Consider the following 20,838-nt stretch of genomic DNA (forward strand, 5'->3'; position numbering starts at 1 on the left):
GTTAGCGGCTAAATGTATATGAAAAACCGAGTACATCTCGACCCTTGGCTTCGGGTTTAAGAAATTTCTACGGCCGGCGCCAGCCCATCCGAATTATTCAGATGTTTTCGAAAGTTTATGGGATATTTCCGTCGGAAGGCCAGGGCTATAATAACTATAAAGATCCATATCTATAGGGTTTCATGAGGAGGAGCACAGATGAAGATAACGAGGCATCCGGAAAATCCGATCGTGGTACCGGGAGGTTTCGAATGGAGAAAAGTAACCGTATTCAATCCGGCGGTGATCATCGATAACGGTAAATTCTATATGATTGAACGGACGGCAGGATCGCTGACGCCGTGCAAAAACTATCTGGGTCTGCTGGAAAGCGAAGACGGCGTGCATTTCACGCACGTGAAGGACGAGCCGATCGTTACGCCGGACATGCTCGGTTTCCCGTATGGCAGCGTACAGGATCCGCGGATCGTGAAAATCGACGATACGTTTTACCTGAATTATGCGCTTCGTCCATGTGCGATGAGCTATTACCCGACAGGCCGGGGGGTCCCGGAGCGCTCGATCCCCGAGTACCCGGACGGGTGGGGCGAACAGGAAGGCCACTGGTTGACACGTTCGTCGATCCTCGCCTCCAAAAACCTGATCGATTGGGAGTTCGTGGCCGACACGACGCCGCTTGAGATCAACGACCGCGACAACATCCTGTTTCCGGAGAAAATCAACGGCAAGTTCGTGTTGTTGCGCCGGCCGGAGGAATATGTGGGCGAAGCGTACGGTACGGAGAAGGCGGCGATGTGGATCACCTATTCGGACGATCTGATCCACTGGGAGGAACCGAAGCTGCTGGCGAAAGCGGAAAACATGACGTGGGAATCGCGCAAAATCGGCGGGTCGACGCCGCCGGTACGGACGGATCGCGGGTGGCTCGTGTTGTATCACGGAGTGGACGACGAGGTGGTCTACCGCGTCGGCGCCATGCTGCTGGATTTGGAGAATCCGGAGAAAGTCATCGCCCGCACGAAAAACTTCATCATGGAGCCGGAAACATATTACGAGAAATTCGGCTACCAGATCCCGAACGTCATTTTCCCGACGGGGAACGTCGTCAAAGACGGATTGCTCTACATCTACTACGGGGTGACCGATACGGCGATCGCGCTAGCTACGGTGCCGGTCGAAGAACTCGTCGACTATATTCTGAATGAGCTGCAGGCCTAAGTTACTTGCTTTTGAATGACCGCATAAGGCGGTTATTCAAAAAGCAACTCCTGCAAGCGCTTACTGAAACAGACGGAAAAGGAAAATCGCACCTCCAAGCGAAAAGCCGGATTTTAAATGTTACAATATGTGACATAGATTCGTGGGAAACGCTTAACCGACCTGAAAATCATCTGAATATTTCGGATATAATCGAAGATTTGTGGGATATAGTCAAAGCAAGACCGCTTTTATAATAGGTAATATAACAGGTAGGGAAACGAAAACGATCATTGCCTGTTATGTTTATGGATCTGATCCAAATACCAAGAGAAGAGGGTTGATTATGGGCAAAACACACAGAGGCAAAAAAGCGGTACTGCTCGGTTTGATTGCGGTGCTGACGCTGTTCGCGGCGGCTTGCGGCAACGAAAACGCAGCGGGCGGCAACAACAACGCCGGCGGCGCGGGCGAGGCGGAGACGATTACCCTGAACATGATGCATCCTTGGACTTCCCCGAACGTGGACAACGAAGTCTACAAAGCGCGGATCGCCGAGTTCGAAAAGCAGCATCCGAACATCGTGATCAAGCAGGACGGCGTACCATCCGCCCAGTACAAGACCAAGCTGCGTACGTTAGCGGCCGCCAACAACCTGTCCGATATCAACGTCGTATGGCCTGGGGCGGATTTGTCGCCGCTTGTTGCCGGTAATTTGCTTCAGCCGATCAACGATCTGATGGACAACTGGGGTTCGATTCTGCCGGAAGCCGCGCTAGCCGGATTTAACGTGGACGGACAGCAATATGCGGTACCGACCAAGCAAAATTTCGTAGACATCATTTATTACAACAAAGAGATGTTCGCGCAAGTGGGTTACGATCAATTCCCCGACACCTACGACAAATTCATCGATGCGGTGAAAAAGCTGAAAGCGGCGGGAATTACCCCGATTTCGCTTGGCAATAAGGAACAATGGCCATTGCAATCGTCTTACATTTCCATTATCGGCGACCGGTTCACCGGAAGCGATTTCCTTCCGGCCGTGCTTGAAGGCAAAGCGAAGTTCACCGACCCCGAGTTCGTCAAGGCGCTTTCGGTCATCGATGAGCTGACGAAGCTGGGCGCCTTCAATACGGACGCCAACAACATGGACTCCGTTCAAGGCCAGGATTACTTTATCCAAGGCAAAGCAGCCATGCATATTTCCTCCGCGACCGTCGATGGACGAGTTCGGATCAACAACGAGGAGGGAGACAAATTCGGCATCGCCCTGTTCCCGAGCGTAGAAGGCGGCAAAGGCGATCCGAAGAAGAGCGCCGGGATCGTGCAATACGGCATCGCCATCAAGAACGGGCTCGACGAGAAGAAAAAAGCGGCTGCCGAGGAGTTCTTGAAGTTTTTCGTGAGCGAAGATTTGTATAAAGAATTGATCCGCAACGGGGTGGTCGTGCCGGCTAAGGTGGAAATTCCCGAAGACGCCAGCCCTTATCTGAAAGAAATGCTGTCGCTGACCGGCAACGGCACGGCTCCGGTATTCGATAGCGTCATTCCTACGCAAGTGGTGGACGTTCTGCAAAATGGACTGCAAGCCCTGACCGTGGGCCGCGGCACGCCGGAAGAGCTGGCTAAGGAAGTTCAGGAAGCCATGGAGAACTATAGCAGCAGCAATTAACGAAGGCATCCTTAGGTCACTAAACAACACGCGCTTACTTCTTTCAAAATCGATGCGTGAAAGAAAACCCGATTCCCGGGTTTTCTTCATTCATCGGGCTTGAAGCTGGATTCGACATAAAGGAAAAGGAGGGAACCTCTGGTGCAAACGTTACGAGGCACGAAACTGGCGATTTTTATCGGGTTGTTTCCGGCGTTGATCATCTATTTGGGCATTGCCATCGTTCCGATCGGAATGTCTCTGTACTATTCGGTGATGGATTGGAACGGCATCGGTTCGATGAAGTTCGTCGGCCTTGATAATTTCGTGAAGATCCTGGGCGACGACACCTTCTGGCTGTCCGTCAAAAATAACGTCATCATCATGGTAACCGGCCTGATCGGCCAAATTCCGCTTGGTTTATTACTTGCGCTTCTGCTGAACCGCGGGCTCAAAGGCTCCGGATTTTTCCGGACGGTCGGCTTCATGCCGGTCGTGATTTCATCCGTCATGGTGTCCCTGATCTGGGGCATGGTTTATAACACGGAGTACGGGATGCTGAACAATCTGCTGGGCATCGTCGGCCTCGACGGCTGGAAGCAAAATTGGCTGGGCGACGACCGGTGGTCGATGCTGTCGATCAGCATTGCGTACATCTGGCAGAACTGCGGATTGTACATGGTGATTTTCCTGGCCGCGCTGCAAAACATCCCCGACGAGGTCAACGAAGCAGCCGAACTGGATGGAGCCACCGGGCTCAAACGCACCTTTCGCATTACGATCCCGATGATTCGCAGCACGCTTATGGTTGGGGTCGTCTACAGCATCAGCAACTCCTTCCGCGTCTTCGACCTGATTCAGATCCTGACGGGCGGCGGCCCGGCGCATCAAACCGAAGTCATGACGATTCACATGTACAACAGCGCCTTCATGAACATGCGTTACGGATACGGCAGCGCGGTGTCGATCCTGATCCTGCTGTTCAGCTTGATCGTCATCTCGCTGGTGAACCGGTTGGGCCGGGAAAAAGAAGCTTAAGGAAGGAGGATATACCCATGAATAAGAAGTCTGCCGGCTTCCGAATATTTGCATACACTTTTCTTAAGCCTATTCGCTATGATGAATATAGTCCCGCTGTTCTGGATGGTCGTCAACTCTTTCAAAAATGAACAGGAATACGCGGCCAATCCGTTTTCGCTCCCGGAGGCTTTGCATTTCTCCAACTACGCGGAGGCGTGGAAGGTCGCGAATATGAACGTATATTTTCTGAACAGCCTTTTCGTCACGTTTGCGTCCTTGATCGTGACCGTATTTTTCGGGGCCTTGGCGTCCTATTTCCTATCGCGGTTTCAATTCAAGCTTCGCGGCATCACCTACGGCGTCTTTCTGCTCGGCATGCTGGTGCCGATCCACGCGACGTTGATTTCGATCTTTCTGATCATGCAAAAATTGCACCTGCTGGATACACATTTATCGTTAATCTTGCCGTACACGGCGTTCCATCTCTCATTAACGATCATTATACTGGAGGGCTTCATGCGGGGATTCCCCAAGGACTTGGAGGAATCGGGCGTGATGGACGGCGCGGGCATATTCCGGATCTTCTGGTCGATCATTCTTCCGATCACGAGACCTGCGATGGCCACCGTCGTTATCCTCAACTTCATATACAACTGGAATGAGTACTTGTTCGCCTTGGTATTGATCAGTTCTTCCGCACTCAAGACGCTGCCGCTGGGCTTGGCCAACTTCGTCGGCATCGAAACGGCGAGCCTGACCCTGCAAATGGCGGCGCTGACGATGGCGCTCATTCCGATCATTATCTTTTATCTCTTGTTGCAGAAGCAGCTGGTCACCGGCATGACAGCAGGAGCAGTCAAAGGCTAGTGGGGATGTTAAAAAGTCATCTTTTGATCACGAAGCAAGTACAGGAAGCTTAGTCGACTTCGAATCTTGAATTCAGCCGGGCCTTCCGTTGCTCACGTAGCCTCCAACTACGCTGCGCTACTCAGTCCCTAGCTTCATCCAACCTTCTCGGTGCTGAAAACCTGACTTTTTAACTTTTATTTTCATACATTACTTGCTCCCAAAATACACCACGACTAGGCGGAGGTGAAGGCGATGACAGGCTATAGAAGGGTACTTGGCAGCTTTGGCTTAAAGCGGAAGGCGCTTGTCATCTTCCTGATCTTCGTCATCCTGCCGACGTTCGGCGTCGGCGTGGTCGTGCAAATTCAATTCAACGAGGTGCTGCGGGAACAGTTCATCAATTCGACCAAGCGAAATCTGGACAACGTCGCCGGCCAACTCGGCGAGCAGACCAAAATGGTCGAGGATATCGCCAATTATTTGATTTTGAGCCCGGACATGCGGAACTTCCTGCGCACGTCGCCTCCGCTCAGCAGCGAGCAGCAAGCCGTCCTAAAGCGGAATATCGAGGACTTCCTGACGTTTCAGCTGATGTCGAAGGGTTACATTCGGTCCATCGAAATTTACGGCTTTAATGGCAGCTTTATCGAAATGGGCGAGCCGTTCAGCGGCGACGAGTCGAGATGGGAACAGGCCGCCAAAGCGCGCAAAGGCGGGATTACTTGGACCGAAGGGTATGCGCTCCATAGCGATTGGAACGGCGAGGTTCGCGTCTTCTCGATGTTCCGCGTCCTCAACTCCTTCAGCCAGATCACCAAACCGCTGGGAAGGCTGATCATCCGTTTGGATGAAGCGAGTATCGTCGGCCTGCTGGAGAAAGGGATATTCAAGGACGGGGCCGGGAGCGTGTTCATCGTCGGCGCGGAAGGCCAGGTGATCCTGGGATCGACGAATCCGTTGCCGGATGTGCTCCAGCCGGGAGCACCGCTGCTGGACAAGCTGTCGTCCGGACGGGGAGACCTGACGTACGAGGTGAACGGCCAGCGTTATTTAACCTTATATAATCGAATGGAAAATACGGATTGGAAAGTGGTCGCCATGATTCCCGAGGCGAAGGTATCCGAGGAGTTCCGCGGAATCAAGATGACGATGCTGGTCATCCTGACGGCGATCATGCTGCTGGGGTTGACCGCGTTGATCGGGTTCCACTATACGATCATCCGTCCGATTTTGCGCCTCAAAAAGGAAACCAGCAAAGTCACGTACGGCGACTTCAACGCTCGGGTTCCGGTCAATTCCAACGACGAAATTTCCGAATTGAACCGCAAGTTCAATGAGATGGTCGCGACGATTCAGCAACTCATCGAGCATAAATACAAGCTGGAGCTAAGGGAACGGGAATCCGAGCTGAAGCTCATGCAAAACCAGATGGACCCGCATTTTCTGTACAATACGCTGGATATGATCCGTTGGACGGCGCGATTGGAGCAGGCCTCGAAGTCGAGCCAGCTGATCGAAATGCTGTCGAAGTTTTTCCGGTCCAGCATGAATAACGGAAGCTATCAAACCACGCTGCGCAAGGAGCTGGAATTCGCCCAATCCTACTTGTACCTGCAGCAGCGCCGGCTCGGGGAGAAGAAGTTGAAATATTCCCTCCATGCCGAGGCGGGCATCGAGGAGGCCGTGACGTTGAAAGCCACGATCCAGCCGTTGGTGGAGAACTTCATCAAGCATGGCCTGGACCGCGGCAAACCGTACGGAGAGGTCAACGTGCGCTGTTACGCCCGCGAAGGCGAAATCTGGGTGGACGTCATCGATAACGGCAAAGGAATGGATCCCGGCAAGGCGGAAGCCGTCCGGAGCGCCCTGGAACGGTCGGGGACCGGCGGAACCAGGGAGGGAGCCATGCATAACATTCACGAGAGACTATCGATCTTTTTCGGACAAGACTACGGTCTGGAGATCGTTGATACTTCGGCCGAAGGCACGTGGGTACGGCTTCGTTTCCCTTTTGCCGAGGCTTGCCATCCCGGAGGTGAACCCCATGAATCCTGAATTTCGAAACGCGAGTATAGATCCTGCCGGCGCAGGCAAACGCGTGAAAATGCTGATCGTCGACGACGAAGCGGTCATCTGCGAGGGGCTGCGTTATACGATCGACTGGACGAAGCTTGGAGTGGAAGTCGTAGGCGAGGCGTATGACGGCAAAGAGGCGCTGGCTCTGATCGAGGAGCACGGAGTCCAACTGGTGCTTTCGGATATCCGCATGGACGGCATGGACGGGCTGGAGCTGGCCAAGCAATTGCGGCAACGGCATCCCGCGGTGCAGGTCGTCATGATCAGCGGCTATGAGGATTTCGAATATGCGCGTCAGGCCATCCGGCTTGGGGTGGAAGACTACCTGCTGAAGCCGGTCGACATTGAAGAATTGAGCGCCGTCGTGAAAAAAATCGTTGCCGGCATCCGCACCGGCGACATGGAAGAGAAAGCCCGGGAAATCGAGCTGTGGCTTTCGGGCATGGCCCGGCACGGCTCGGCGTACGGCAAAGAGCCACCACCTTCGCTGGATGGCGTCCAATTCCGCATCGTTGCGACCCAGATGGCCGACTTCCACGAACGCTTTGCCGATATGGAGGCGGATCGGTACGAAACGATTCAAGAGGCTTGGTTGCTCGGATTGCATCGCAATCTGGAGGGAGGCCCGCTTCGGGCGGTGTCCGTTTTCGACCATGAAAATTTGCTAATCACCTTGCTGGCTTCGGCGGAACGAGCCGAACCGGATGGGTGGGACGAATGGCTGGCCTCGGCTTTGGGTTCGCTTGACCCGGGAGCGGGAGTACGCATTTATGGCGGCGCTTCCGCCGTGTACGAGGACCTGTGGGTAACCGCGGACCGCTGCGCCGAAGCGGTGCGTCTGCTGGCGCTTCATGTGCTGGAAGGCTGCCGGGTCCTGACGGCTGATTACGGAGAAGCGGCGATGTCCGGCCGAACGCTGCCGGGCTTCGACATCACGGAGACGGTGCAAGGACTCGTATCCGCGTTTTTCAAGCAGGGTCGGGAGGAAGTTCGCCGGACGGTGGAGGACCTGTTCCGTTTTTGCCGGGAATCGGGTTATCTGCTGCCGGAAGTTTGGAACCTGTATGAGGAATTGTACGCGCTGCTCCGCCAACGCTTGCGCAAAAGCGGCATGACCGGGTTGGATTACGCCCGCCGGGGGCAGCCGGACCCGAATATTTTCAACTCCTATGCCGGACTCGAAACGGTGGTTCTGGAGGATATGGAGGAACTGCAGCGGTTAATCGATCAGAACGGACTCGACAAATCCTACTGGATCGTCGAAAAAGCGAAAAGATTTATCATCGACCGTTACCGCACGGACCTCAAGGCTTCCGAGGTCGCCGCTTGGCTGAAAATCACGCCGAGCTATTTCAGTTATATTTTTAAGCAAAGCACGGGAAAAGGGTTTACGGAATACATGAACGAGATGCGGATCGATCAGGCCAAAAACCTGCTGGCCACGACGCAAGATAAGGTGTTTGAGATCGCGGACAAGGTCGGTTATAAGGAATACAAGTATTTCGTGTCCGTGTTCAAAACGTATACGGGCATGACGCCGAAGGAATACCGCGGCCTGCGCGTCTGCAAGGAGGCGTCCGAGGGCGGCGGGGATATGACGGCCGGCATGGAACCGGCCAAAGACTAGGAGGCGGCCGGATGGCGATTGGGCCACCGGCCGATAAGCGGGGGGAACACGGATGGAAACTTACAAACTGCCGTCCGCTCCGTTGGAAGAGCGGGTGGCGGATTTGCTGGCCCGGATGACGCTCCGGGAAAAGGTGGGTCAACTCAATCAGCGGATGTACGGCTGGGACGCCTACGTTCGCAAGGGCGATACGTTCGAGCTAACCGATGCGTTTAGGGAAGAAGTGGCCAAAGGCGGCGGGATGGGGGCGCTGTACGGCTTGTTCCGCAGCGACCCCTGGTCGGGCGTGAATTACGGGAACGGCATCTCCGCGGCGGATAGCGCCAGGGTGGCGAACATGGTGCAGCGGTACGTGCTGGAGCATACCCGATTGGGCATTCCCGTCCTGCTGACGGAAGAATGTCCGCACGGCCACCAGGCGCTCGACGGGACGCTGCTGCCGGTCAATCTCGGCGCCGGAGCAACCTGGAATCCGGAGTTGATGACGCGCGCGTACGCCCATGTGGCGGCGGAAATCCGCAGCCGCGGCGCGCACGTGGGACTGGTCTCGGCGCTCGATATTTTGCAGGAACCGCGCTGGGGGCGTTCCGAGGAATGTTACGGCGAGGATCCTTATTTGGCCGCCCGCTTCACGGAAGCGGCGGTGCGCGGCATGCAGGGCGACGACCCGCGAAAGCTGGATGCACCGGACAGCGTCGCGGTCGTCTTGAAGCATTTATGCGCGCAGGGGACGGCTCAAGGCGGGCGCAACGCCGGTCCGGCGGCCATCGGGCCGCGGGAGCTGCGGGAGATCCATCTCCCGGCTGCCCGGGCGGGAGCGCTCGCCGGAGCCGAGGGTTTCATGGCGGCCTACAACGAAATCGACGGCGTGCCATGCCATGCCAATCGGGATTTGCTGACCGGCATCCTGCGGGAGGAATGGGGGTTCGAAGGACTGGTGATGGCAGACGGCTGCGCGGTAGACCGGCTGCTGGCGCTAACCGGTACCCATGAGTCTGCGGCGGCCCTCGCCTTGGCGTCGGGCGTCGATCTTAGCTTATGGGATACCGCTTTTTCCACGCTGGAAGAAGCGGTACGCCTAGGACTGGTACAGGAAGCCGATATTGACCGTGCGGCCGGGCGCGTGCTGCGGCTGAAATTCCGGCTGGGGCTGTTCGACCGGCCTTACGTGCCGGAGCTCCGGGCGATTTCCGTTGTCGGCAGCCCGGAATTCCGGGACGTGAACCTGCAGGTCGCCCGCGAATCGGCCGTGCTGCTCAAGAACGAAGGCCGTTTGCTGCCGATCGTCGGCCGGCCGCGGCGGATCGCGGTGATCGGCCCGAATGCCGACCGCTTGTACAACCAGCTGGGCGACTACACGAGCGTCCAGCGCGAAGGGACCGGCACGACGGTGCTGCAGGGCATCCGTTCTTGCGCCCCGGAAGACACCGAGGTCGTGTACGCCCTGGGATGCGGCATCCGCGACCGGTCCAAGGCGGGCATCGCCGAGGCGGTCGAGGCCGCTCAGGGCGCGGACGTCGCGATCCTCGTGCTTGGCGGGAGCAGCGCCCGGGAATTCGGGGGCGACTTCGAAGACAATGGCGCGGCGATCGTCAAAGAGGGCAGCCCGTCCGAGATGGACTGCGGCGAAGGCGTCGACTTGGCCGACCTGTCTCTCGGCGGGGTGCAGCAGGAGCTGGTCGAGGCCGTCGCCGCCACCGGCACGCCCGTCGTCGCCTTGATCATTCAAGGCCGCCCGCATGCGCTCGCCGATGTCGTCGATTTGTGCGGCGCCGTCCTCTGCGCGTGGTATCCCGGGACGGAAGGCGGCCGGGCGATCGCGGAGCTCCTGTTCGGCATCGCGAATCCGAGCGGCAAGCTGCCGGTGACGCTGCCGCGATCCTCTGCCCAGCTCCCCGTATATTACAACCAAAAGGATCCCGGTCGAACCCGAAATTACGTCGATATGCCCTCCGCGCCGTTGTACCCGTTCGGTTACGGGCTGAGCTACACGCAGTTTGCCTATGCCCATTTATCCTTGTCCCGAGAGGTCGTCTCGGCGGCGGAGCTGGAGAACGGGGAGCGGGTGACGGTTCGCGTCGAGGTGGAAAATACGGGGGACTGGAGTGGGGCGGAAACAGTCCAATTGTACATCCGGGCCCGGGAATCGGGCATCACCCGGCGGATCGCCGAGCTGAAGGGTTTTAGCAAAATCGAGCTGAACCCGGGGGAACGCCGTGTCGTCGAGTTCATGCTGGGCCGGGAGGAGCTGGGGATCTGGAACCGGAAGATGCGTTTTGCGGCGGTACCATGCAAAGTCGCTGTTCAAGTCGGGGGCGACAGCCGCGATACGCTATCCGCTGATTTGACCGTGACAGTGTAACTATAGGAGACAAGTTCGTAATTTACAGCGCAAGGTTCCGAGGGCAGACAGCCCCCCGGTACTTTGCGCTGTTTGTTTTGATGGGGAAGGGTAAGCGGCTTTGGCGCCAGAGAATACCTTTTGTCGGACGCTTTGCTGTATGATCCCGTTTAATCAGACGATAAGATTACAACAAGAAACGGGCTAACTCGGGTGAACAAACTTACGCCCCTGAACAAAAGGGATAATGGTGAAAAACGCCTGCAGAGCGCACAAAGCGCCCAGCCTATTTCGTCTCCCGGAAAGCGCTGGGCGATTGGCCGGTTACTTTTTTGAACAGCATGGAGAAATATTTGTCGTTCCCGTAGCCGACCCGGGCGGCGACCTCATGAATCGGCGCATGGGTTTCGCGGAGCAAGCGCTTCGCTTCTTCGATCCGGCGGTTGATCAGGTAGTTGACGGGCGAATCGCCTAGTTCCTTTTTGAACAGATGGGATAGATAGTGTTGGCTGACGTAAAGGGTATCGGCGATTTCCTTGAGCGTGATGCTGCGCGTGTAATTTTTATCGATGAACTGCTTGGTGCGGACGGTGATTTCATTCTTGTCCTTCAGCGGATCGAACGGATGCTTCACGTCGACGATCCGGTACAGGAGCGTGATCAGCGACATGAGCAGGTTATTGCTCAGCGTCTCGTAGCCGAGCACCTGGGAGTCGCATTCCTGAAGCATTTCCGACAGGTAGCTCTCCACTTTGAAGGCGTATTTCTCGCACGGGATGACCGGGTCGACGGAAGCGGGCAGCAGTTGCCCCGGCGGTACGCCGTCGACATGCACGTTGCCTACGCCGCAGTAAATTAATTTGAACGGTTCCGTGCTAACCGAACGTTCCTCATGCGGAACGCCGGCGTTATAGACGGCAACGTCGCCGGGATGCACTTCGTAGGTCGTGCCGCCGATCCGGAATTCCCCGCGGCCGTCGACGATATAGATGATCTCGCAATAGTCGTGAATTTGCGGCGGAGCGTAGAAACGGCGTTCGTCCACGACTTGGCCGGCGTACAGCAGCTCGGGCGTCTTTTTGAAACGGAAGCGGTCGCTTTTGCGATGGGGAATTTCGATTTTCGGCACGGTAAGCTCCTCCCGAACGTTGGATAATCCCATTATAGCGGAAGTGGAGGCGGATGGGAGGCGATTGCAGGAAAATTGCACGTGAGGGAAGGCGGTTCACTATTTTGCGATGTTGCGGCGGCAAGAGGGCAATATAGTAGGTTCCCGAACGTACCGGACCAACTTTAGAATGGGACTATAATTCATTGTCCAAGGAGGCAAAATGGGTATGGTTGAAAACGGTTACAGATGGCGGGACGGATTTCCGAAAATCGGCATTCGTCCAACGATCGACGGCAGAAGACGAGGCGTGCGCGAATCATTGGAGGAACAGACGATGAACCTGGCCAAGGCAGTGGCCCGGCTACTGGAGGCGGAGATCCGCTACCCGAACGGGCAGCCCGTAGAATGCGTAATTGCCGATACGTGCATCGGCGGCGTAGCGGAAGCGGCGGCCGCAGCGAAGAAATTCAAGGCGGCCGAGGTGGGCGTATCGATCACCGTGACGCCGTGCTGGTGCTACGGAACGGAAACGATGGATACCGATCCGCAGATCCCGAAGGCGGTATGGGGCTTTAACGGCACCGGCCGTCCCGGCGCCGTGTATTTGGCGGCCGTGTTGTCCGCGCATGCGCAAAAAGGGCTGCCGGCGTTCGGAATTTACGGCGAAGACGTGCAGGACGAAGGCGACGACCGGATCCCGGCCGACGTGGAGGAGAAGCTGCTGCGGTTTGCCCGCGGCGGGCTGGCGGCGGCATTGATGCGCGACCGGGCTTATCTGTCGATGGGTTCGGTCTCGATGGGGATCGCGGGTTCGATGGTGAACGATGCCTTTTTCCAAGAGTATCTGGGCATGCGCAACGAGTATATCGACATGACCGAGTTCACGCGGCGGATGGAGGAAGGGATCTACGACCCCGAGGAATACGAAGCGGCGCTGGCCTGGGTGAAGGAAAATTGCCAGGAAGGCCCGGACAATAATCCGGCCCATCTGCAGACGACGCGGGAGCGTAAGGACCAAGAATGGGAGACGGTCGTCAAAATGACGCTGATCACGCGCGATCTGATGATCGGCAACCCGCGCCTCGCCGAATTGGGCTATGAGGAAGAGGCGCAAGGCCATCACGCGATCGCCTCCGGCTTCCAGGGGCAACGCCAATGGACGGATCACTTCCCGAACGGCGATTTCATGGAGACGCTGCTGAATTCGACGTTCGACTGGAACGGCACGAGAGCGCCTTATCTTGTGGCGACGGAGAACGACAGCCTGAACGGCGTCGGCATGCTGTTTGGGTACTTGCTGACGAATACGGCGCAGATTTTTGCCGACGTGCGCACGTACTGGAGCCCGGCATCCGTGGAGCGGGTGACCGGCCATAAGCTGGAGGGCCGCGCAGCAGGCGGCATCCTGCACCTGATCAACTCCGGATCGGCCGCGCTCGACGGGACCGGCGAGCAAATGAAAGACGGCGCCCCCGTCATCAAGCCGTTCTGGGAGATCAGCGAGGAGGAAGTCGAACGCATGCTGCAAGCGACGCAATTCCGGTCGGCTTCGCTGGAGTATTTCCGCGGCGGCGGATTTTCCACCGATTATTTGACCCGCGGCGGCATGCCGATGACGATGACCCGGCTGAACCTGGTCAAAGGGCTCGGGCCGGTGCTGCAAATCGCCGAAGGGTACTCGGTGGACCTGCCGGAGCACGTGCACGACACGCTCGACAAACGCACGGACCCGACGTGGCCGTCGACCTGGTTTGCGCCAAACCTGACCGGCAGCGGCGCGTTCGCCAGCGTCTATGACGTGATGGACCACTGGGGCGCGAACCACGGCGTGATCAGCTACGGCCATATCGGCGCCGACCTGATCACGCTGGCGTCGATCCTTCGCATTCCGGTCAGCATGCACAACGTGCCGAAGGAGAAGGTGTTCCGCCCGCGGGCTTGGGGCCTGTTCGGCACCGAGGATGCGGAGAGCGCCGACTTCCGGGCCTGCACCGCATTCGGGCCGCTGTATCAGTAAACAGCTACTCAAGCGAAGAAGGAGAAGATCGCGATGCAGAACATGGAAACACGCCAAGAGCTTTGCAAGTATGCCCGCAAAATCGTGAATAGCGGGTTAGTCGTAGGTCCGGGCGGCAATATCAGCGCCCGGGCCGGCGATAAGATGTATCTGTCGCCTAGCGGCTTCGCGCTCGAGGAGATTGAGCCGGAGCAGTGGATCGAGGTGGACATTCCGACGGGAGAGGTGACCGATATCGGCCTGCGTCCGTCGTCCGAAGTGCTGATGCATTTATACGGCTACCGCCAAAAGCCCGACATGGGAGCCATGGTGCATACGCATCCGTCCCATTGCATCGCTTTTACGCTGATTGAGCGCGACTTGCCGATCATGTTCCCGGATCAGGCTGCATTGGTCGGGCGGACGGCGTTCATCCCGTATTTGATCCCGACGACGGATCTGTTGGCGAACGCGGTGGCCGAAAAGGTGAACGAGGCGAGTTCGATTTTGCTCGGGAACCATGGGCTGGTGACGACGGGCCGTAATCTGCGGGAGGCGTACTACCGGACCCAGGTCGTGGAGGAGAGCGCAAAAATTTACTTAAGCGCGAAGGCGGCGGGAACGCCGGTCCCGTTGACGGATCAGGAGGTCGCGGACATCGCCGCGCTCGAAAGCGAAGACTACCGGATCACGCTGCTGCAAAAAATGAAGTGATCGGACGGTGAAGATCATGTCATCGGAACAACAACGTTTCCCTTGCGTCCTCGCGTTTGATTTGGGCGCCAGCAGCGGCCGGGCGTTCGTCGGCGAGATCGTCCCCGGGAGTCCTGGAGATAGCCCCGGTGCCGGTCCCGGAACGACGGGCGTTCGGAAGCTGAACATCACCGAGATCTACCGTTTCCCGAACGTTCCGGTCCAAATCGGCGGGCACCTGCATTGGGACACGCCGATGCTGCTGCGGGAGATCAAAACCGGTATCCGCAAAGCATTCCAGGCCGGGTACCGGCCGGAGAGCTGCGCCATCGACACCTGGGGCGTCGATTTTGGCCTGTTGGATCGAAACGGCGAGCTACTCGGCATCCCGTATCATTATCGGGACCGCCAAACGGAGGGGTTGGTCGAGGAGGTATCCGGCCTGGTCGGCGCGGAGCGCTTGTTCCGCGAAAGCGGATTGCAGTTTATGCCCTTTAACACGTTATATCAGCTGTATGCCATGAAAAAAGCCGGCTCGCCTAAGCTCGATCTGGCCGAAACGCTGCTGTTGACGCCGGATTTGTTGAGCTATTTTCTGACCGGCCGGCGCGTTTGCGAATTTACGATGGCGACAACAACAGGGTTGTTCGACCCGGGACGGGGCACCTGGAACGTCTCGTTGATGGAGCTGTTAGGCATCCCGGGCGAAATGTTCATCGACCCGGTATCACCGGGTACCGTGATCGGCGAACTGACGGCGGAGGTCTGTGCGGAGCTCGGCGTCCCGCCGATCAAGATCATCGCAGCTGCCTCCCACGACACGGAGTCCGCGGCTGCGGCCGTGCCGGCGGATTCGCCGGCGTTCGCTTACCTCGTTAGCGGCACATGGTCGCTGCTGGGGACGCAGATGGCGAAGCCGCTGTTGACGCCGGCGGTGCTGGAGCGCCAGTTCTCTAACGAGGGCGGCGTGGACGGCACCTACCATTTGCTCAAGAACATCATGGGCCTGTGGATCCTGCAGGAGTGCAAACGCAAATGGGAGCAGGACGGCGAAGCCTATTCCTTCGCCGAGCTGGTGCAATTGGCGGAACAAGCCGAGCCGCTGTACGCCCTGATCGACCCGGATGATCTGAGGTTCATGAATCCGGCCGACATGCCGGAGGAGATCCGGTCCTACTGCCGGGAAACCGGCCAGTCGGTACCGGATTCGCCCGGCGCTTTTGCCCGGTGTATCCTCGAAAGCCTGGCGCTCCGCTACCGCCAGGTGCTGGAGCAGGCCGAGGAGCTGACCGGCTCGCGGTTTGCCGGGCTGCACATGGTCGGCGGTGGCATACAGAACGAGCTGCTCTGCCGGTTTACGGCGGAAGCGATCGGCCGCCCGGTTTGGGCGGGGCCGGTGGAAGCCAGCGCCATCGGCAACCTGCTGGTACAGCTGCGGGCCGGCGGTTGGCTCAAGGACCTGCAGGAAGGCCTCGCGCTGGTGAAGGCATCGTTCCCGCTCCAGGTTTACGAGCCGGGGCTAGAGGAGCGCCAAGCAGCGTGGGCCGCCGCCTATGAGCGATTCGAACGACTCGGGAGGTCGATGAAATGTTAAAAGGCATATCCAGCCTCCTTTCGCCGGAGCTGCTGAAGATTTTGATGGAAATGGGGCATTCGGACGAGATCGTGCTCGCCGACGGTAATTTTCCGGCCGCAAGCCATGCCCAGCGGCTAGTCCGCTGCGATGGCCACGGCATCCCCGAATTGCTGGAAGCCATCCTGCCGCTGTTTCCGCTCGACGTTTACGTGGACCGGCCGGTCGCGTTGATGGCGGTTATGCCCGGCGATCCGGTCGAGACGCCGATCTGGGACGAGTACCGCAGGATCGTCGGCCGACACCACGCCGCGGATCAGCCGATTCAGGAGGTCGAGCGGTTCGCTTTTTACGAACGGGCCAAACGGGCGTATGCGATCGTCTCCACCGGGGAAAAAGCGTTGTACGCCAACGTGATCCTGAAAAAAGGCGTAGTCACGCTTTAAGTAAGGTTTTACAGACAAAAAAATATTGCATTTAGCAGGGGGCAGCCGAAGGGCAAGCCCCCTTTTATCGCTGGGAAAAAGCGTTTACAATAAAGAGACCGCGGCCTCGAACAGGATGAGCAGGAGCAGGTAGGCTTCGGAGAAGGGGAGTGGACGGCAATGAGTTATACGGCATTGGTGACCGGCGCCGATCACGGCATCGGACTCGAGCTGGTGCGCAAGCTGCTGGAGGAAGGGCACCGGGTATTTGCCGGGAGGTTCAACTCGGCGGATCAGGGACTGCCAGAGCTGGTTTCGGCGTACGGCGAACAGTTGATCCTCGTGGATCTGGACGTAGGCAGCGATGCCAGCGTGCAGGCGGCAGCCGCCAAGGTTCGGGAGCATACGGATTCGCTGGACCTGCTGATCAATAATGCGGCGATTTTGGGGGACATCGAAACGACGGTGCTCGGCGAGTTAAACTTCGAAGAAATGCTGCAGGTCTTTAACGTCAACGCTTTAGGCGGCCTTCGGGTGACGAATGCGCTGATCGGTTTGATCCTAAACAGCGAAGCGCGCACGATCGCCAATATCTCCTCGGAGGCGGGAAGCATCGGTCAGTGCTACCGAGACAGTTGGTTCGCGTATACGATGTCGAAGGCGGCGGTGAATATGCACTCGAACGTCGTACATAACGGCGTGAAAACGCAAGGCGGGCAAGTGCTGGTGCTGCATCCGGGCTGGGTGCAGACGTTTATGCGCGGGGAGAAGGATTCTGCCGCTACCCTTACGCCGGAGCAATCGGCCGGCAGGCTCTGGGGGATTATCCGCGAGGCGATGGAGCGGCAGGGCGGACCGTCGGAGGCACCGGTATTTCTTGACGTGGATGGACATATCTTACCGTGGTAGATCGGTAGTTGGGAATCCGAATCTAAGTGAATGATGGAGGAATCGACAAATGCAATATACGTACTTGGGACGTTCCGGATTAAAAGTAAGCAAGTTATGCCTGGGCACGATGAACTTCGGGGTGAACACCGACGAGAAGGAAGCGTTCCGGATTATGGACGCGGCGCTGGATGCGGGCGTGAACTTTTTTGATACGGCCAATATTTACGGATGGGGCGAAAACGCCGGGAAGACGGAAGAAATCATCGGCCGCTGGTTTGCCCAAGGCGGAGGCCGCCGCGAGAAAGTCGTGCTGGCCACCAAGGTTCATGGCGATATGAGCGATCCCCTGGATGGACCCAACAGCCCGGCCGGGTTGTCGTCTTACAAAATCCGCCGGCATCTGGAGGGCTCGCTGCGCCGGCTGCAAACCGACCACATCGAGCTGTACCAAATGCACCATATCGACCGCAATGTTTCTTGGGATGAATTATGGGAAGCGTTCCAGGTTTCCATTACGCAAGGAAAAATCGGTTATGTCGGCTCAAGTAACTTTGCCGGATGGGACCTGGTGAAGGCGCAATATGAGGCCAAGAACCGCCACATGCTTGGCCTCGTCTCGGAGCAGCACAAATATAACCTACTCTGCCGTGTGCCGGAGCTGGAGGTGCTGCCCGCGGCCGAGCATCTCGGGATCGGCGTCGTCGCCTGGAGCCCGCTCGAAGGCGGATTGCTCGGCGGCAACGCGGCGAAGAAGCAGGTCGGCTCGCGTACGGCGAACGACAACCGCTACGAGCAGTTCCGGCCGCAGCTTGAAGCGTTCTCGGCTTTATGCCGGGAACTGGGCGAAAGCGAGGCCAACGTAGCGTTGGCTTGGACGCTGGTGCATCCGGCCATGACCGCGCCGATTATCGGACCGCGTACGCTGGAGCAGTTCCAGGACACGCTGCGGGTGGTGGACATCAAGCTGGATGAGGCCGTGCTGAAGAGACTCGATGAGATTTTCCCGGGCCCGGGCGGCTCGGCACCTCAAGCTTACGCTTGGTAAAAAGGAGTGACCGACGGACATGAGCAATTCGCGGAAAAAAGCATGGGTGATCGGGAATAACGCCGATGCGCCTTACCATCCGCTGAACGCGGTGGAAGAAGAGCTGGGACGGATCCTGCAGGAGGATTTTCAGCTTACGACCAGCCTGGATTACGGCATGCTGGCCGCTGGAAAACTGGAGGAGTACGACCTTTGCATCTCATATACGGACCGCTGGGAGGACGCGGTGAGCGCGGAGCAGGCGGCGGGGCTACTCACTTACGTGGCGAACGGCGGCGGGCTGCTTGTCGTGCATAACGGCATTTCTTTGCAGGTCCGTCCGGAGCTAGCCCAGTTGATCGGCGCCAAGTTTACGGAGCATCCGCCTTACACGGAGCTTGAGTTTCAGGTCGTGTCCGGCGCCGGGCATCCGCTCGTGGACGGGATCGAACCGTTTGTGCTGGCGGAAGAACCTTACCGCTTCGAATTCGATCCGTTTTGCGCCAAAGTGGTGCTGCTCACATACCGCCATGAGGGCCAGGATTGGCCGGCGGCCTGGGCGCATTCCTATGGACTCGGCAAGGTTGTGTTCCTGATGCCGGGGCATCATCTGCCTTCGTTCCAGCATCCCGAAGTGGCGAAGCTGCTGCGGGGCGGGGCGAAGTGGGCGGCTAGATAAGTAAGGGAGAACTGGTCTTGGACCAGTTCTTTTTTTATGGACATTCCCCTCTGTTCTGTCGCCTTTTAACTATTATCCCGTTAGGTCAGGTTAATGAAGTAACAGACAGGCTCAGAGAAGTAAAAAGGTTAAGGAGATCGAGATAGATTGATAGATATAGATAGATTGATTAGGGCAGATAGACGATGTTGGATATATAGGCGAACTTGTTATTGAGCTGTAGGTTCCCTGGATCTTCTCTATGCCTCACTCAAAACTACTTAAACTAAGTTGCACACACCACCACTGATCTGAACAGCGCTTTAACTAGGCCACAGCTGTAAGGTGCGTTTGTGTCTTTCGTACGATCAGTTCGTGGTAAGAGATTGACGGAATCTCCATACACATGTGAAGCAACTTTGGTAACATTTGTTGCATTTCTCCCGAGTGGATTTGATAAAGTCGGCGGCGTACGGTGAACTCGTTCAGATAAGCTTGCAAATACTTAATCCCCAAGGCCACATACGTACTCTTCAGGGATTCCCACGCCTTTCTTACGACTCTCCGCAAGGGAAGATATAGGCGAAAAGTCAGCGGGAAAGCCTGAAACACCGAGCTCTGGGCATCTACATACCTATTTATGAAAGTGGCAATTTCGTGACGGTTTGCCTCTACCCCGTCCCCTCTCTTCTGCGACACCAAATGGATCTTCACATGCTCCGGCTCTCCCGATTCCGTAACCGTACAGCCGACCACAACCGCAGTGGCATAGGAGTGAGGAAGCCGTTGGTGCCGGAACGCATCTACCCCATAGTGATCGCTGGTCACCTTCACTTCTCCGCTCAAGAGTTCCCTAGCATCAAATTCGCCGAGGGTGTATCGAATTTTGTGAAGCATTAACCAAGCGGTCTTGTAGGTGACACGAATCACCTGACTCAGCCGCATCGCCGAGATGCCGTCGGGGAGCAGGAATAACTCCAGAGCTTGAAACCACTTCAACAGGGGCAAATGTGTCCCTTCAAAAATCGTACCAACCAAAGGGGATGTCTGATGTGAACAACTTCTACACTCAAATAATGGGATCCGGCGGGAGGTTAAACGGGTACAACGGGTGTATGCGCAGAGGGGACAAATGAAGCCGTTCGGCCACTTCACAGCGACTAAAGCTTCTAGGCAGTCCTCTTCATTATGGTAGCAACTGTTGAATTTTTGCATCTCCTGCTCCATATTAACTCCCATGACCATGAACCTCCCTGATAAGAAAAAAATAAGCACATATGTTCGTGTTTTTATTCTACCAAACATACGTTCTTAATTCAAGAAGAAAATTCCAAATTCATTCTTTCTCTCAGCAAAACAATAAGTTCATCGTTTCTCACTGGAAAATCACGCTTTATATGCCCTAACTCCTTAACGAAAGGGATACTACAGCCTCGTGAATCCTTAGCGAATGAAATGATAAGAGGAAAATGAAAAAAAGCTAAGAAAAGAAGAAAGTGAAAGATGAAGAAAATGAAGAAAATGAAGAAAATGACGGAAATGAATAATTTGAAGGAAAGAGAAGCAACGATCGGGACGAATGGGGCGGAAGAGATGAAAGAAATCAAAGAGATCAAAGAGATGAAAGAATGAAAGAGATGAAAGAATGAAAGAGATGAAAGAGATGAAAGAGATGAAAGAGATGAAAGAGACAAAGGAGACAA

At 56.7% G+C, this 20,838-nt stretch carries 17 protein-coding genes; 15 read left to right on the plus strand and 2 right to left on the minus strand.

The features are described from left to right. Nucleotides 1-198 precede the first annotated feature (198 nt). From MJ257_RS16860 to MJ257_RS16890, 7 genes are all read left to right on the plus strand, one after another. Nucleotides 199-1,218, plus strand: coding sequence for a glycoside hydrolase family 130 protein (locus MJ257_RS16860; RefSeq protein WP_240270331.1), 1,020 nt, complete (start codon nucleotides 199-201; stop codon nucleotides 1,216-1,218). 325 nt (nucleotides 1,219-1,543) lie between these two features. Beyond that, the gene (locus MJ257_RS16865; RefSeq protein WP_240270332.1) at nucleotides 1,544-2,872 is read left to right on the plus strand and encodes an extracellular solute-binding protein; all 1,329 of its coding nucleotides are present in this window, start codon (nucleotides 1,544-1,546) and stop codon (nucleotides 2,870-2,872) included. Nucleotides 2,873-3,013: 141 nt separating this feature from the next. Then, complete coding sequence (locus MJ257_RS16870; RefSeq protein ID WP_178025032.1) at nucleotides 3,014-3,889, plus strand: carbohydrate ABC transporter permease; 876 nt, start codon at nucleotides 3,014-3,016, stop codon at nucleotides 3,887-3,889. An 81-nt stretch (nucleotides 3,890-3,970) separates the two neighbouring features. Beyond that, nucleotides 3,971-4,738, plus strand: coding sequence for a carbohydrate ABC transporter permease (locus MJ257_RS16875; protein ID WP_240270333.1), 768 nt, complete (start codon nucleotides 3,971-3,973; stop codon nucleotides 4,736-4,738). A 234-nt stretch (nucleotides 4,739-4,972) separates the two neighbouring features. Then, the gene (locus tag MJ257_RS16880) at nucleotides 4,973-6,775 is read left to right on the plus strand and encodes a cache domain-containing sensor histidine kinase (protein WP_240270334.1); all 1,803 of its coding nucleotides are present in this window, start codon (nucleotides 4,973-4,975) and stop codon (nucleotides 6,773-6,775) included. Continuing rightward, nucleotides 6,765-8,423 (plus strand): response regulator transcription factor, encoded by a 1,659-nt coding sequence (locus MJ257_RS16885; protein WP_240270335.1) that lies wholly within the window; start codon nucleotides 6,765-6,767, stop codon nucleotides 8,421-8,423. The genes MJ257_RS16880 and MJ257_RS16885 overlap by 11 nt, the downstream gene beginning before the upstream one ends. A gap of 52 nt (nucleotides 8,424-8,475) precedes the next feature. Further along, nucleotides 8,476-10,785 carry a glycoside hydrolase family 3 C-terminal domain-containing protein gene (locus MJ257_RS16890; RefSeq protein WP_240270336.1) on the plus strand — a complete coding sequence of 770 codons (2,310 nt, stop codon included), beginning with the start codon at nucleotides 8,476-8,478 and terminating at the stop codon, nucleotides 10,783-10,785. 265 nt (nucleotides 10,786-11,050) lie between these two features. Here MJ257_RS16890 and MJ257_RS16895 read toward each other — a convergent pair whose 3' ends face one another. Then, entirely contained in the window at nucleotides 11,051-11,893 is an 843-nt protein-coding gene (locus tag MJ257_RS16895; RefSeq protein ID WP_240270337.1) for an AraC family transcriptional regulator, read from the minus strand. A gap of 208 nt (nucleotides 11,894-12,101) precedes the next feature. Here MJ257_RS16895 and MJ257_RS16900 point away from each other — a divergent pair, with 208 nt between their 5' ends. From MJ257_RS16900 to MJ257_RS16930, 7 genes are all read left to right on the plus strand, one after another. Then, the gene (locus MJ257_RS16900) at nucleotides 12,102-13,892 is read left to right on the plus strand and encodes an L-fucose isomerase (RefSeq protein WP_240270338.1); all 1,791 of its coding nucleotides are present in this window, start codon (nucleotides 12,102-12,104) and stop codon (nucleotides 13,890-13,892) included. A 33-nt stretch (nucleotides 13,893-13,925) separates the two neighbouring features. Then, entirely contained in the window at nucleotides 13,926-14,585 is a 660-nt protein-coding gene (locus MJ257_RS16905) for a class II aldolase/adducin family protein (protein ID WP_240270339.1), read from the plus strand. A gap of 16 nt (nucleotides 14,586-14,601) precedes the next feature. Next, nucleotides 14,602-16,158, plus strand: a complete 1,557-nt coding sequence (locus tag MJ257_RS16910; protein WP_240270340.1) for a rhamnulokinase — start codon at nucleotides 14,602-14,604, stop codon at nucleotides 16,156-16,158. Beyond that, on the plus strand, nucleotides 16,152-16,583 hold the full coding sequence (fucU, locus tag MJ257_RS16915; RefSeq protein ID WP_240270341.1) for an L-fucose mutarotase: 432 nt from the start codon (nucleotides 16,152-16,154) through the stop codon (nucleotides 16,581-16,583). The genes MJ257_RS16910 and fucU overlap by 7 nt, the downstream gene beginning before the upstream one ends. 159 nt (nucleotides 16,584-16,742) lie before the next feature. Beyond that, the gene (locus tag MJ257_RS16920; protein WP_240270342.1) at nucleotides 16,743-17,471 is read left to right on the plus strand and encodes an SDR family oxidoreductase; all 729 of its coding nucleotides are present in this window, start codon (nucleotides 16,743-16,745) and stop codon (nucleotides 17,469-17,471) included. Between the two features lie 49 nt (nucleotides 17,472-17,520). Beyond that, nucleotides 17,521-18,498 (plus strand): aldo/keto reductase, encoded by a 978-nt coding sequence (locus MJ257_RS16925; protein ID WP_240270343.1) that lies wholly within the window; start codon nucleotides 17,521-17,523, stop codon nucleotides 18,496-18,498. 19 nt (nucleotides 18,499-18,517) lie between these two features. Continuing rightward, the gene (locus MJ257_RS16930) at nucleotides 18,518-19,156 is read left to right on the plus strand and encodes a ThuA domain-containing protein (protein WP_240270344.1); all 639 of its coding nucleotides are present in this window, start codon (nucleotides 18,518-18,520) and stop codon (nucleotides 19,154-19,156) included. Nucleotides 19,157-19,462: 306 nt separating this feature from the next. Here the strand turns inward: MJ257_RS16930 and MJ257_RS16935 are convergent, their stop codons facing one another. Further along, entirely contained in the window at nucleotides 19,463-20,374 is a 912-nt protein-coding gene (locus MJ257_RS16935; protein ID WP_240270345.1) for a transposase, read from the minus strand. A gap of 264 nt (nucleotides 20,375-20,638) precedes the next feature. On the opposite strand from MJ257_RS16935, the gene MJ257_RS24830 reads away from it, so the two are divergent. Then, nucleotides 20,639-20,767 (plus strand): hypothetical protein, encoded by a 129-nt coding sequence (locus tag MJ257_RS24830; protein ID WP_275693868.1) that lies wholly within the window; start codon nucleotides 20,639-20,641, stop codon nucleotides 20,765-20,767. The last annotated feature ends 71 nt before the right edge of the window (nucleotides 20,768-20,838 follow it).

The sequence above is a fragment of the Paenibacillus timonensis genome, from assembly GCF_022427145.1.
GTDB classification, from domain to species: Bacteria; Bacillota; Bacilli; order Paenibacillales; family Paenibacillaceae; genus Fontibacillus; species Fontibacillus timonensis.